Source organism: Mesorhizobium sp. WSM4983 (assembly GCF_029625765.1).
GTDB lineage: Bacteria > Pseudomonadota > Alphaproteobacteria > Rhizobiales > Rhizobiaceae > Mesorhizobium.
Window position 1 is genome coordinate 104,068 of the sequence record NZ_JARTVM010000009.1, and the last position, 13,378, is coordinate 117,445.

The 13,378-nt window shown below is 63.8% G+C and carries 12 protein-coding genes; 4 read left to right on the forward strand and 8 right to left on the reverse strand.

The annotated features are described in order from the left end of the window. Positions 1 to 68 precede the first annotated feature (68 nt). Complete coding sequence (locus P9254_RS22060; protein ID WP_278055302.1) at positions 69 to 977, forward strand: hydrogen peroxide-inducible genes activator; 909 nt, start codon at positions 69 to 71, stop codon at positions 975 to 977. Between the two features lie 154 nt (positions 978 to 1,131). Here the strand turns inward: P9254_RS22060 and P9254_RS22065 are convergent, their stop codons facing one another. The 6 genes from P9254_RS22065 to hisS form a co-directional block, all read right to left on the reverse strand. After that, positions 1,132 to 2,235, reverse strand: a complete 1,104-nt coding sequence (locus P9254_RS22065) for a calcium:proton antiporter (protein ID WP_278055304.1) — start codon at positions 2,233 to 2,235, stop codon at positions 1,132 to 1,134. Between the two features lie 296 nt (positions 2,236 to 2,531). Next, the gene (locus tag P9254_RS22070; protein WP_278055307.1) at positions 2,532 to 3,146 is read right to left on the reverse strand and encodes a poly-gamma-glutamate hydrolase family protein; all 615 of its coding nucleotides are present in this window, start codon (positions 3,144 to 3,146) and stop codon (positions 2,532 to 2,534) included. An 80-nt stretch (positions 3,147 to 3,226) separates the two neighbouring features. Continuing rightward, the gene (locus P9254_RS22075; protein ID WP_278055309.1) at positions 3,227 to 4,993 is read right to left on the reverse strand and encodes an AMP-binding protein; all 1,767 of its coding nucleotides are present in this window, start codon (positions 4,991 to 4,993) and stop codon (positions 3,227 to 3,229) included. 70 nt (positions 4,994 to 5,063) lie between these two features. Further along, the gene (gene hisG / locus P9254_RS22080) at positions 5,064 to 5,762 is read right to left on the reverse strand and encodes an ATP phosphoribosyltransferase (RefSeq protein ID WP_278055311.1); all 699 of its coding nucleotides are present in this window, start codon (positions 5,760 to 5,762) and stop codon (positions 5,064 to 5,066) included. Next, on the reverse strand, positions 5,759 to 6,880 hold the full coding sequence (locus P9254_RS22085) for an ATP phosphoribosyltransferase regulatory subunit (protein WP_278055313.1): 1,122 nt from the start codon (positions 6,878 to 6,880) through the stop codon (positions 5,759 to 5,761). Before P9254_RS22085 ends, hisG begins: the two co-directional genes overlap by 4 nt. A 174-nt stretch (positions 6,881 to 7,054) precedes the next feature. Further along, positions 7,055 to 8,557 carry a histidine--tRNA ligase gene (gene hisS, locus P9254_RS22090; RefSeq protein ID WP_127246567.1) on the reverse strand — a complete coding sequence of 501 codons (1,503 nt, stop codon included), beginning with the start codon at positions 8,555 to 8,557 and terminating at the stop codon, positions 7,055 to 7,057. A gap of 228 nt (positions 8,558 to 8,785) precedes the next feature. Between hisS and P9254_RS22095 the strand changes: the two genes are divergently transcribed. Further along, entirely contained in the window at positions 8,786 to 9,022 is a 237-nt protein-coding gene (locus tag P9254_RS22095; RefSeq protein ID WP_278052814.1) for a hypothetical protein, read from the forward strand. 125 nt (positions 9,023 to 9,147) lie between these two features. On the opposite strand, the gene P9254_RS22100 is transcribed toward P9254_RS22095, so the two are convergent. Further along, positions 9,148 to 9,786, reverse strand: coding sequence for a DNA-3-methyladenine glycosylase I (locus tag P9254_RS22100; RefSeq protein ID WP_278055314.1), 639 nt, complete (start codon positions 9,784 to 9,786; stop codon positions 9,148 to 9,150). A 215-nt stretch (positions 9,787 to 10,001) separates the two neighbouring features. On the opposite strand from P9254_RS22100, the gene P9254_RS22105 reads away from it, so the two are divergent. Together P9254_RS22105 and P9254_RS22110 are read left to right on the forward strand one after the other, a co-directional pair. Then, the gene (locus P9254_RS22105; protein ID WP_127403499.1) at positions 10,002 to 10,742 is read left to right on the forward strand and encodes a L,D-transpeptidase; all 741 of its coding nucleotides are present in this window, start codon (positions 10,002 to 10,004) and stop codon (positions 10,740 to 10,742) included. A gap of 340 nt (positions 10,743 to 11,082) precedes the next feature. Continuing rightward, positions 11,083 to 12,003 (forward strand): bifunctional 5,10-methylenetetrahydrofolate dehydrogenase/5,10-methenyltetrahydrofolate cyclohydrolase, encoded by a 921-nt coding sequence (locus P9254_RS22110; RefSeq protein ID WP_127323857.1) that lies wholly within the window; start codon positions 11,083 to 11,085, stop codon positions 12,001 to 12,003. On the opposite strand, the gene glcF is transcribed toward P9254_RS22110, so the two are convergent. Then, complete coding sequence (gene glcF / locus P9254_RS22115) at positions 12,004 to 13,329, reverse strand: glycolate oxidase subunit GlcF (protein WP_127323856.1); 1,326 nt, start codon at positions 13,327 to 13,329, stop codon at positions 12,004 to 12,006. Positions 13,330 to 13,378 lie beyond the last annotated feature (49 nt).

Below are 13,378 nucleotides of genomic sequence, written 5' to 3' on the forward strand. Positions count from 1 at the left end.
TTCCAGCCTAGGCCGGCTTGGCGATAAAGACAAATTGCCTTTCCTGTTCGTTTTGATAAGCTTTCCTTATGATCGGCCTCACCGTGCGACAGATGCTTTATTTCGACGCGCTGGCGCAGACGCTGCATTTCGGCCGCGCCGCGAAGCTTGCCGGCGTCAGCCAGCCGGCGCTCTCCGCCCAGATCGCCGAAATGGAAGAGCGGCTGAACTGTCTTCTGTTCGAGCGCGGCGGCAAGGCGGTGCGGATGACGGACGAAGCACTTGTGCTGCAGCCGCGCATCGAGCGCATTCTTGCCGATATACGTGACGTCGAGACAACCGCCCGGCGCGGCCGCCCTGCGATGGAAGGCCGCTTCCGGCTGGGCATCATTCCGACCGTAGCGCCCTATCTCCTGCCGTGGGTCCTGCCGGAACTAAAGAAGCATTTCCCGGGCCTGCAGCTCGAACTGCGCGAGGCGGTGACGGCATCGCTGGTCGAGGACAATGTCTCGGGCAAGCTCGACGCTTTCATCGCCGCGCTGCCGCTCGACCATCCGGGGCTTGTCGCGGAAGAGCTCTTCCCGGACCGCTTCTTCCTTGCGGTGCCCGCCGGCGATCCGGCTTTCGCCTCGCCGCCCGTGCCGCCGGAAAGCCCGGCGCTGGAACGGCTGATGCTGCTCGAGGAAGGTCATTGCCTGCGCGAACAGGCTCTGGCCGTCTGCGGCAATGTTCGGCCGGTGGCGATGGCAAGCTATGGCGCCACGAGTCTCACCACGCTCTTGCAGATGGTGGCGCATGGGCTGGGCGTGACGCTGGTTCCGGAAATGGCGGCAAGCGCCGCCGGCGTCATGCCGGACCTCAAGATCGTGCCGTTCCAGGAGCCGATGCCGCAGCGCATGATCTGCCTCGCATGGCGGCGCAGCAAGGTGCGCCAGGACGAATGCGTGGAACTGGCAAAGATCATACGGGGATTGGATAATGCGGTGCTGGCGAGCTGACCCTGGTTTCTGAGCTTTGCCCAATCCCAGTTCTCAGCCAACGCCCCGTATCGGAAGCTTCTGCTGCTTACCGGAGCTAACGCTGCCCGCTTCGAAAATCCGATAGTGCGGGTCCCAACCTCGAGTTCTCTATCCCTCGTTCGATTGCAAGCCTTCACGGCACAAATATGAGAAATACGTAGGTAAAGAACACCACAATATGAACCATTCCGGTCAGGAATGTCGTTCTTTCGGTGCTGAAGCTTACGCTGCAAATGAAAAGCGCCAGGGCCAAAAGTACCGCATCAGCCGCCGGAAGCCCAAGGGTCAACCCTCGGCCTGTCAGCAGGCTGGCGGCCGCGACCGCCGGTATCGTCAGACCGATGGTGGCGCAGGCCGAACCCATCGCAACGTTGAGGCCGCGCTGCAGCTCATTGTTGAGCGAGGCGCGAACCGCCGAAATGGCCTCCGGCATCAAAACCAGCCCGGCGATCATCGCTCCCACGATACTGTCGGCCTGGGTCACCTGGTAGGCAACGAGCGTGTCCTCGACACCGGCGGCGACCTGCTCGGCCAGCATGACGATGCCGATCAGCCCGCTCACCAGCAGCAGAACGCCGACAGAAAGGCTTTCGTGAAGGGCAGTTCGCATCGAAACGTCGTGCGCCTGTTCCTGGACGAAGTCGTCCCGGTGCCGAACGGTCTGGGCGAACACGAAGCTTGCATAGAGCAGCACTGAAAGGACGCTCACAAAACCAAGCTGGCCCGCCGAAAACGTGCCTGGATCCGTCGTCTGGGTGTAGGTCGGCAGGACAAGCGTCATGACAGTCAGCGCGATCAGAACCGCGAGATACGCGCTGGTCCCTTGCCGAACGATTGCCTGCTTGCGATGACGCCAGCCGCCAAGCGTGAGACACGTACCGACGACGCCGGTAGAGATAATCATCACCGTCGAGAAGACGGACTCGCGCGCCAATGTCGGGTTGTTCTCTCCATGCAGCATCATGGAAACGATGATCGACACTTCGATTGCCGTCACGGCAAAGGTCAGCACCAACGTCCCGTACGGCTCCCCCACGCGCCGGGCCACTGCCTCGGCGTGGTCGAGCACCACGAAAATTGTGATGAACATGATCGCACTCGAAAGCGCTCCAACGACAATCCTGATGTTCAGCGAACCTTCGTCCACCGAAAGGCCGCTGGCTCTGACCGCGACAGCCATCACCAGGGCGGCCAATGGCATCGTGTAGGAAGTCACCGACCGCGCGAAACCAGTCATTGAAGCCCCTGCGTTTCCGCGAATTTAGCGGAAAAGCCTGTGGGAAACACCCCAGCCGACATCATTGCGAAGCGGACGGACCGATCACCCGGCGTTCGACTTCTTTGCAGAAAGCCGACCCGCTGCTGCCGAGGATGCGCGAGGAGTTGCGGCGCCGGCTGTTCCAGCCCACCGAAACGTCGAGATGCCGTGGTCCACGCCGTTTCCCTCCCCGACAACGACCATCCACAAAGCACCCGTGCTAGGACTTCACGCGTGCGTGGCGTACTCGCCTTGCCGGTCTGGGTGAGGCGGCTTTAGGACACGATCGAACAGCTTCTGGCATCGACGGTGTCAATCGCCTTGCGAACCGCCGTGCAGAATTTTCCCAAAAGTTCCGGCTCGTTCCCCAGCCGCTGGCGCAGGGAGAAGGGTATCTCCAGCTGCGCTCCTTTGCCGGTCAATCCACGATTGACGATGTTCAAATCGCCGATGCCTGGAAAAATATGGTTGTCCCTTTTGGTGTTGAAGCCGGCTTCCTGGAGGCGCCGAACTATCTCTGTAATCAGCGCGGCATCCTTGCCGCCCATATAGATTGTCGAGGGATCGTCCCGATCCTGGCGACCATGGATAGCAACGACAATCGACTTCGCCCGCACCAAGTCAAGCGCGGATTCCTCGTCAAAGTTATTTGACGTTATGTGCAACTCGCGATTGTTGTGCGGCATCAGTCCTTCAAAGCAATACAGATCCAGATCGCTCCCTGCCACCGTCTCGGCAATCAGGGAGGTGCGGGGCTCGATCTTCCCACCGTGCGGGGCGAGGACGATCGCATTGCCGGTTCGAGCGCCACGCCGCACGACGATGCGATAGTCCACGTTTTCGATTTTGGCGGCCTTCAGCGCCGCGAAATTTGGGAACTCGTTGTCCATAATCCCATCCAAACGCGTGGTCGGCAGTTGCGCTTCGAGCGCGTTTTGCGAAGGCTGAATATTTCCGGATCAATCCCGCCTCACGCCGTCTTCTGCGCCACCAGCCCCAGTTCCTCCACCATTGCCTCGCGCATCAGGAATTTCTGCGGCTTGCCGGTCACCGTCATCGGCAGCTCGGTGCGGAAGCGGATGTAGCGCGGCACCTTGTAATGCGCGATCTGGCCGCTGCAGAAGGCCTTGATCTCCTCAGCGGTGGCGATCTGGCCGGGCTTCAGCACGATCCAGGCGCAGATCTCCTCGCCATATTTGTCGTCGGGAATGCCGAAGACCTGCACTTCCTTGATCTTGGGGTGGCGGTAGAGGAATTCCTCGACCTCGCGCGGATAGACGTTCTCGCCGCCGCGGATGACCATGTCCTTCACCCGGCCGACAATGTTGCAGTAGCCCTCCGCGTCGATCGTCGCGAGGTCGCCGGTGTGCATCCAGCCGTCCGCGTCGATCGCCTCGCGGGTCTTTTCCGCGTCGTCCCAATAGCCCTTCATCACCGAATAGCCGCGCGTGCAGAGCTCGCCCGGCTCGCCGACCGGGACGGTGGCGCCATCGGCGCCGATCGCCTTGACCTCGACATGCGGATGGATGCGGCCGACCGTGGAGACGCGTTTTTCCAGCGGGTCGTCGACGCTGCTCTGGAAAGAAACCGGACTGGTCTCGGTCATGCCATAGGCAATGGTCACTTGCGCCATATGCATCAGCGACACCACCTTCTTCATCACCTCTATCGGGCATGGCGAGCCGGCCATGATGCCGGTGCGCAGGCTGGAGAGGTCGAATCTAGAGAAATCGGCATGATCGAGCATGGCGACGAACATGGTCGGCACGCCGTAAAGGCCGGTGCAACGTTCCTGCGCGATGGCTCTGAGCGTCGCGCCCGCGTCAAAACCTTCGCCCGGGAAGACCATCGTGGCGCCTTTTGTGACGCAGCCCATCGTGCCCATCGACATGCCGAAGCAATGATAGAGCGGCACAGGGATGCAGAGCCGGTCGTCGACGGTGAGCTCGATCGCCGAGGTGACGAAGCTGCCGTTGTTGACGATGTTCGAATGGGTGAGGGTCGCGCCCTTCGGCGCGCCCGTCGTTCCGCTGGTGAACTGAATGTTGATGGCGTCGCCGGGCTTCAGGCTTTCGGAGATGCGATCGAGGCTGTCATGCTCGTCGCGTCCGGCCATTGCGAGCACATCGCCGAAATTGAACATGCCGGGCGAGTTGTCCTCGCCCATGCGGATGACGATCTTCAGCGATGGCAGCTTCTTTGCCTCGAGCTTGCCGGGCTCGGCCTTGGCGATCTCCGGCGCCAGCGTCTCGATCATGCCGAGATAGTCGGAGGTCTTGAAGCTGACCGCCGTGACCAGCGCCTTGCAACCGACCTTGTTGAGCGCATATTCCAGCTCGCTGAGCCGGTAGGCCGGGTTGATGTTGACCAGGATCAGGCCGATGCGCGCGGTGGCGAACTGCGTCACCACCCATTCCCAGCGGTTGGGCGACCAGATGCCGACGCGATCGCCCTTCTCCAGGCCGAGCGCCAGGAAGCCGGCGGCCAGCGCGTCGACCGCATCCGACAGCTCGCTCCAGGTGAAGCGCTTGTCTTGGCCGACGAAGACGGCGGCATCGAGCGTGGCGTATCTGCTCACCGTATCGGAGAACAGTTCCGGAATGGTTTTGTCGAGCAACGGCGTCGAACGGTCGCCCGAGACATGCGCCCTGCCGTCCATCGGAGCAATGAAGGTGCCATGCGTTCCGCGCCCGCGCAGATTGGTGGCGTTCATGAGCTCGTCGAGTTTGATCGCCATCGCCGTCACCTCCCGGGATGAGCCAGCCTATCAGCCTGCTGGGACGGTGGAAACCCGCCGAAGGTATGGGTTAAGCGACCAGCGCAGCCATCTTCGTGGCGATGCCACGCAACTGTGCCTCATCGGCCGCGTCGCGGACCTTCCTGGAAGCAACGAGACAGGCTTGCGACTTCAGGATTATTCCATCGCCCAGCACCTTGAGATGGTTGGCGCGCAGCGTCGAGCCGGTGGTGGTGATGTCGACGATGACGTCGGCAAGGCCGGCCGCCGGTGCGCCTTCGGTGGCGCCGAGGCTTTCGACGATGCGGTAGACCTGGATGCCGTGCTTCAGCGAAAAGAACTGCTGCGTCAGCCGCCAGTATTTGGTAGCGATCCTGAGCCGCCGGCCATGACGCTGGCGGAAATCGGCGGCGACATCGTCGAGATCGGCCATGGTATCGACGTCGAGCCAGATATCCGGCACCGCCACGACGACATCGGCATGACCGAAGCCGAGACGGGCGACGATCTCGGCGCGTGCTTCCCAGCCCGCGAGGTTTTCGCGCAGCAGATCCTCGCCGGTGATGCCGAGATCGACCGCGCCCTGGCCGATCTCGCCAGCGATCTCGGACGCGGAGAGGAAGGCCACCTCGACATTGTCGAGGCCCTCGATCCGGGCGCGGTATTTGCGGTCGTCCTGGGGCAGAGTGACCGCCAGTCCGGCCTTGGCCAGGACTTCAAGCGACTGCTCCTTGAGCCGGCCCTTGGATGGGATTGCCAGCGTGATCATCGCGTGGGCTCCCGTAATGCTTCGATGCGGTCGAGCCAGACCGAGAAGCCGACGCCCGGGATCGCCTTCTTCGCGCCGAGCAGCGTCAGCAGCCGATCGTAACGACCGCCGCCCACCAGCGGACGGTCGCCACCCTGCGCAGCAATCTCGAAGACGAGACCGGTATAGTAATCGAGCGGACGGCCGAAGGCGGCGTCATAGCGGATCTTTTCGACCGGCAGGCCATGCGCCGCGATCGCCTCGGCGCGGGCGGCGAAATTTTCGAGCGCCGCGCCAAGGGACAGGCCGGCAGCGGCGGCGAATTTTTCCAGCGCCTCAGTTGCTCCGCCCAGCGCGACGTCGATCTCGAGAAATCCTTTCAACGCCGAGAACGCCTCGTCGGACAGCCGCACGCTGCGCAGTTGCGCCTTCTCGATCAGCCGCCGCGCGATGTCGGCCGGGGCGCGGCCCGAGGAGGCCGACAGCCCGGCCTCTTCCATGCCGGCGGCGATATAAGCGGCGAGGCCGTCGGTATCGCTGTCGAGCACCAGCAAGGCCACCGGACCCGACAGCTGGCTGTTGCGCGGCGGATTGGCGAGGTCGGCAAGGGCCGCTTCCAGCATCGACGCCGAGCCGAAGGCGCGGGCGAGGCGCATGCGCCAGCCACGCGGCAGGCCGAGCGCGGCCAGCACCGCCTCGAACAAGGTCTGGTCGCCGAGCGTGATGGCGAGCGGCACGCTGGGCAGCACCAGCGAGAGCAGCGCGTGCGCGTCGGCCAGCGAGCGCGCGTCAGCGGCGGCGGTATCACGATCGCCGAGATCCTCGATGCCGGCCTGGAAGAACTCGTTGCCGCCCTCGCGGCGCTGTCGGAACACCTCGCCGAGATAGGAATAGCGCCGAGGCGTGCCGGCCTGGCTGGCGATGTGGTCAAGGCAAACCGGAATGGTGAATTCCGGTCTGAGGCACAGCGTCTTGCCGGTCTCGCTTTCGGTCAGAAAAATGCGGCGGCGCAGATCCTCGCCCGCCATGTCGAGGAACGGGTCGGCCGGCTGCAGCACGGCCACCTCGACCGCGTGGGTGTCGCGCGCGGCGAAGAGTTTTGCGACGTCGGCGGCGATGGCGGGATAGCGGGAAGTCATAAACCGCCACCTTCCCTTCTCCCCTTGTGGGAGAAGGTGGATTGGCGCGCAGCGCCAAGACGGATGAGGGGTGCTGGAAGGAATGAGACGCCGGCGCTCCCTGGAACACCCCTCATCCGACCGAGCTTCGCTCGGCCACCTTCTCCCACAAAGGGAGAAGGAGAGGTTGGCGCCCTACTTGCCACGTGCCCGCTCCTCGGCCTGCGCTGCCAGGATCTTCTTCACCTCGGAGAGCAGCTCGCTCTCCGCCACCGTCACCTGCGCCGGGCGCGCGGCGCGCCATTCCGCGTTATCGGTGATCTCGGCCGACAGGCGCGCGCCTTCGATCAGGTCCTTGATCTGCACCTCGCCCTTGACGCGCTCGTCGCCGCCCTGGATGACGGCGATCGGGCTGCCGCGACGGTCGGCATATTTCAGCTGCGCCTTCATACCGGCGCCGCCGAGATACATTTCCGAGCGAATGCCGGCGGCGCGCAGATCGGCGACCATCTTCTGGTAGCGGCCGAGGCTTTCCGTATCCTTATCCATGACCAGGACGACGACCGGCGCAATGACGTCGGAAGTGTCGAGCTTGCCGAGGTTCTTCAGCGCCGTCATTAGCCGCGAGACGCCGATCGAGAAGCCGGTCGCCGGTACCGGCTCGCCGCGGAAACGCGAGACCAGCCCGTCATAGCGGCCGCCGCCGCCGACCGAGCCGAAGCGCACGATCTGGCCGTCCTCGTTGGGGATCTCGGCCAGCAGCTCGGCCTCGAAGACCGGGCCGGTGTAATATTCGAGGCCGCGCACGACGGAGCGGTCCATCGCAATGCGGTCCTCGCCATATTCTGCAGCCCTGACCAGAGCTTCAATCGTTGCAAGTTCGCCGACGCCTTCCTGATACACAGCGTTGGCACCGACGCTGGAATCCTGGCCAGCCTGGCCGTTCCTTGCCGTTGCGAGAAGAACCGATTCGGCCTGCGCGTCGTTCAGCCCCGCGCCCTTTGCGAAATCGCCTTCGCCTTCCTTGCCGCCATCCCATCGGCCCGGGCCAAGCAGCAGCCTCACGCCTTCCGGGCCGAGCTTGTCCAGCTTGTCGATGGCGCGCAGCACCGTCAGCCTGCGCCCAGCATTCTCCTCACCGCCAAGCCCAATCGCCTCCAGCACACCGTCCAGCACCTTGCGGTTGTTGACGCGGATGACGTAGTCGCCGCGCTTGATGCCAAGCGCCTCCATCACGTCGGCCATCATCATCGCCATCTCGGCGTCGGCGGCGACGCCCGGCGTGCCGATCGTATCGGCGTCGAACTGCATGAACTGGCGGAAGCGGCCGGGGCCCGGCTTCTCGTTGCGGAACACCCAGCCGGACCGGTAGCTGCGATAGGGTTTCGGCAGGCGGTCGTAATTCTCGGCGACGAAACGCGCCGTCGGCGCCGTCAGGTCGTAGCGCAGCGACAGCCACTGGTCGTCATCGTCCTGGAACGAGAAGACGCCTTCGTTCGGGCGGTCCTGGTCGGGCAGGAATTTGCCCAAAGCATCGGTATATTCGATCATCGGCTGGTCGACCGGCTCGAAACCGTAAAGCTCATAGACCGAGCGTATAGTCGCCATCATCTTCTCGACGGCGCGAATGTCTTCTGCGCTGCGGTCGGCAAAACCGCGCGGCAGGCGCGCTTTCGTCTTTTCCGATTTGTCGGCCATGGATGGGTCTTTTCGCTATGTGAACGCTGACTTATTTCGAGCGGGCGTGTCCTAGACGATACCGCCTTGGGCGGCAAGGGTTGGCGCCTTCCCTTCTCCTTGTGCGAGAAGGAAAGGCCGCGCCTTCGAAACAAAACGGCGCCAAGAACGAAACAATTGCGTCACCAGCGCGGCATGCTGCCGACACAATCAAGGACCATAAAGCGCGCCGAAATAAGGGTTCGGGCCATGACGACCACGGAAGACATCATTGAGAGCAAGCCGGTTCCCAAGCTCCGGCCGGCCGACAGCGCCACCCCCAAGCCGGCGCAGCAGCCCGCAGGGCCGTTCGGGGTCGTGGCAGAAGCCCACAAGCCGACGGTGCGCGACGCGCTGGTGACCGGACTGCTGGTGATCTACCCGGCCTTTGCCGCCGTGGCGGCCATCATCGCCGGGCTGTTTCTGACTAGCGCCGGTAGCCTCTGATCTTGCCCCACCCTCCAATCTGAGGACGCGTAGCGTCGGAGGCGAGAACTCGGTTTTGCGACCCGACCCGCGCCTTCGGCGCGACCTGCCCACAAGGGGGCCATAAGGGGCAGGTAGAGGTGACGCTATTTCGGTCTCTTGAACCTCTGCCGCTCGGCCTCCACCTCTGCCCGGCAGACACAGCCTTCGAGATGGTCGTTGACCAAGCCCATCGCCTGCATGAAGGCGTAGACGGTCGTCGGGCCGACGAAGCTCCAGCCGCGCTTCTTCAGGTCCTTCGAGATCCGGACCGAGACCGCCGTCGTCGGATTGGCGCGCAGATGCGCAAGGTCGACAACCGTCGGCCGCTCGTCAGGCCCCGGCTCGAACTTCCAGAACCAGGCGGCCAGCGAGCCGAATTCATCGGCCATTTCACGGGCGCGCCTAGCGTTGTTGATGGTCGAGACGATCTTGCCGCGATGGCGGATGATGCCGACATTGCCGAGCAGACGCTCGACATCCTTGTCGGTGAACGCCGCCACCCTGTCGAAGTCGAAATTGGCGAAAGCCTCGCGGAAATTCTCGCGCTTGCGCAGGATGGTCAGCCAGGAGAGACCGGACTGGAAACCTTCGAGGCAGATCTTTTCGAAGAGCCGGCGATCGTCCGCTACCGGCCGGCCCCATTCATGGTCGTGATAGTCCAGATAGTCCGGCAGATTGCCGTGCCAGAAGCAGCGCGCGATACCGTCGGGGCCATCGAGCAGGCCGGCATTTTCTTGTTCCATTGTTAGAAATCCGTCCGTTAATGCGCGCAAGCGTCGGTTTTACCGTGGCTTTACCAGATTCCTGAACCGGCCGGTAACCACACCACAAAGTTTACTGACAAGTCGGCATTTTACGCATTCCGATTCATGTTTTGCTTGCCGCTCAGCGCCAAGGATCGCCACGCCGAGGGCTCTTCCCTGCTCTTGGACGAGTTCGACGATCAAGGTGCGTTCCGATGAAGACAGCGTTCACTTTCGTGCTCGGCGCAGCCGCGGTGCTTGCCGCCGGCGCGACGACCTCTTTCGCCAATGACCGTTATGCCGACAGGCCGCCCGTGATGGTGAGCCCCGATCTTTCAGCGCCTTGGGTGCTGCAGCTCGGCCATGCGCCAGGGATCGTGCGCCCGAGCCGCCGGGCGACCCAGCAGCCGCTGCGGCGGCTTTTCCAGGCGCAGCCCGACCAGCAGCGCACCGCAGCCGTGCGGCAGCCTGCCAAGCGCATGGTGATGCGGCCACAGATCAACCCGATCTACCTGCCTCAGGAAGTCGCCTATGACGGGCCGCAGAGGCCGGGCACGATCGTCATCGATACCCACCAGAACTTCCTTTATCTTGTCGAGAAGGACGGCAAGGCGCGCCGTTACGGTGTCGGCACCGGCAAGCCCGGTTTCGAATGGTCGGGCACGCACAAGATCACCGACAAGAAAGTGTGGCCGGACTGGCGCCCGCCGGCGGCAATGATCGCCCGCGAGGCGGCCAAGGGTCGCTACCTGCCGACCTATCTGGCCGGCGGCATCGAGAACCCGCTCGGCGCGCGCGCACTCTATCTCGGCACCACGGAATACCGCATCCACGGCACCAACCAGCCCTGGACGATCGGGGGCGCGGTGTCCTCCGGCTGCATCCGCATGCGCAACGAGGATGTTGTCGACCTCTACGAGCGCGTCAATGTCGGAACAACCGTCGAGGTGATATAGTAATTGCGAATCAGCCGGTTAGGCGGCGCTGAGCAGTTTTGGCGCTTGCTGTTGCCCTCAAGCCATAGCGCGCCTTTGATAGACATGCTTAGACTGGCATCGAGTTAACGGGGGACGGGCCGTGTGGGGATACGGCCAGTCACGAAAGGGCAGCACGGGAGACCGCGCTGCCCTTTTCGTTTCAAGCCCGTCAACGGGTCGCCCCGGAAGCAGCATGCTTCGCATTCGGGGCTGATTTCCCGGCGCACCTCTGCTATTGCAGCGCACAATCTTGGTTTTACGCAATTCCGGACGGAAAACCGCCCTTCTGGAGTTGCTCCAGAAGGCAGAGGTTCCACCTATGACCCGGTCCGACGACAGCCGCTATCTCAGGGGCGGTCCGGTCGCCCAGCGCATCATCGCTTCGGTACGCGAGGAAGCGGCCATCGCCACAGCGGAAGGCTTCCCGCCGAAGCTGGTCTCGATCACCGTCGGCGACACCGACGCGGTCGACGTCTATGTGCGCAACCAGCGCGCCAAGGCCGGGCTTGCCGGCATCGGCTTCGAGGAACGGCGCTTTGCCGCCGACATCACGGCGGGCGAGCTGGAAGCCGCCATTCACGGCCTCAACGCCGATCCGCGCGTCACCGGTATCATCATCCAGCGGCCGGTGCCGGCGCATATCCCGATCAAGACGCTGCAGGCGGCGGTGCACCCGCTGAAGGACGTCGAGGGCATGCATCCGGCCTCGATCGGCAACATCGTCTACAACCAGCTCGACCTCGCGCCCTGCACGGCGGCCGCATCGGTCGAACTGCTTAAAGAGACCGGCCTCGACCTGAAAGGCCTCGAGGTGGTGGTGGTCGGCCATTCCGAGATCGTCGGCAAGCCGATCGCCTTTCTGCTGATGAGCGAGGGTGCGACAGTGACGGTGTGCCATCACATGACGCGCTCGGTGGCGGCGCATGCGCGGCGCGCGGACGCGCTGTTCGTCGCCGTCGGCAGGCCGCGACTGATCAAGGCCGAGATGGTGAAGCCCGGCGCCTGCGTCATCGACATCGGCATCAATTCCGAGATCGGCCCGGACGGCGAGAGCCGCATCGTCGGCGATGTCGACACCGAGAGCGTCAAGGAGGTCGCTTCCTGGATCACGCCGGTGCCGGGCGGCGTCGGCCCGCTGACGGTGGCGATCCTGCTGCGCAACACCATGGTGGCGCTCAACCGTCAGCGCGCGCTCTACCGCGCGACCTACGGTGTGGCGGACCAGCTGGCGGCTGAGTAGCTATTCGGGGGCGACCAGGCTTTTCTCGGAAACGCCTTCCGGCTTCGGACCGCCATAGGCCCAGTCGAGCAATTTTATCGTGTGCACCACCGGCAGCTTCGCCGCGGACGCGATCTGGGTGATGCAGCCGATATTGCCGGTGGCCACCAACGAGGCCCCGGTCGCCTCGATATTTTTCACCTTGCGGTCGCGCAGCTTGGCCGAAATGTCGGGCTGCAGGATGTTGTAGGTGCCGGCCGAGCCGCAGCAGAGATGCCCCTCGCGCGGCTCGCGCACGACGAAGCCCGCCTTGGCCAAAAGCTCCTTCGGCTGACGGGTGATCTTCTGGCCGTGCTGCATCGAGCAGGCGGAATGATAGGCGACGATCGTGCCCGGCTTGCGCACCGGCTCGGGCAGGTCGAGGGCAGCGAGATATTCGGTGATATCCTTAGCCAGCGCCGAGACACGAGCCGCCTTTTCCGCGTAGGCCGGATCGAGACGCAGCATGAAGCCGTAATCCTTGATGGTGGTGCCGCAGCCGGACGCGGTGATGATGATGGCGTCGAGCCCGCCCTGGTCGATTGCGCGCATCCAGGCGTCGACATTTTGCCTGGCCGAAGCCAATGCCTGATCCTCGCGGCCCATGTGATGCACCAGCGCGCCGCAGCAGCCCTCGCCTTCCGGCACCACGACCTCGACGCCGAGCCGCGTCAGCAGCGAGACGGTCGCCTCGTTGATGGCGGGATCGAGCACCGACTGGGCGCAACCGGTGAGGATGGCGACGCGGCCGCGTTTCGTGCCCTGCCCCGCATGCACCCCGGGTGAGGCGATCGGCGATGCCGGCGGGGTCGACGACGGCGCAAGCTTCAGCATGGCGGCGACCGGCTTCAGGGTCGGCAGCTTTTCCAACAGGCCGATCAATGGCCGGCCGAGCCGGGCGAGCTTCAGCGCGGCGCGGAAGCGGCCCGGATAGGGCAGCACGAAAGCCAGCATGGCGCGGGTCAGCCGGTCGAGCAGCGGCCGTCTGTAGGTCTGCTCGATGTGGGCGCGGGCATGATCGACCAGATGCATGTAATTCACGCCTGACGGGCATGTCGTCATGCAGGCAAGACAGGACAGGCAGCGGTCGATATGGGTGACGATCTCCTTGTCCGCCGGCCGGCCGTTCTCCAGCATGTCCTTGATGAGATAGATGCGGCCGCGCGGCGAATCCAACTCGTTGCCGAGCGTCACATAGGTCGGGCAGGTCGCGGTGCAGAAGCCGCAATGCACGCATTTGCGCAGGATCTTCTCCGATTCCGCGACATGCGGGTCAGCGAGCTGCGCGGCTGAAAAATTGGTCTGCACGAAAAATGTCCTTATCGTCTAAGCATGATCCGCAAACCGGTTTCCACTT